Source organism: Burkholderia sp. BCC0398 (assembly GCF_902833245.1).
Lineage (GTDB): Bacteria > Pseudomonadota > Gammaproteobacteria > Burkholderiales > Burkholderiaceae > Burkholderia > Burkholderia sola.
The window spans coordinates 1-324 of sequence record NZ_CADFEM010000060.1 but is presented as its reverse complement, the minus strand read 5'-3'; the positions used below and the strand labels follow the sequence as shown (position 1 = coordinate 324).

1 pseudogene is annotated in these 324 nt (G+C 61.7%); it reads left to right on the top strand.

Annotation, left to right across the window (positions count from 1 at the left end):
* Positions 1–324: pseudogene (locus HWX76_RS36500) on the top strand (ferritin-like domain-containing protein); the annotation flags it as partial.

Genomic DNA, 324 nt, shown 5'->3' with positions numbered 1-324 from the left:
GTTCGACGCTTCGCTGCTCACCGACGAGCAGGCGAAGACGATCAAGATGAACGCGATCACCGAATGGTCGGCGCTGCCCGCGACGGAGATGTTCCTGCGCGACAACCAGCACGACAGCGATTTTTCCGCGTTCATGAGCGTGTGGTTCTTCGAGGAGCAGAAGCATTCGCTCGTGCTGATGGAATACCTGCGCCGCTTCAAGCCGGAGATGGTGCCGACCGAAGCGGAACTGCACGCGGTGCGCTTCCAGTTCGATCCGGCGCCGCCGCTCGAGACGCTGATGCTGCACTTCTGCGGCGAAATCCGCCTGAACCACTGGTACCG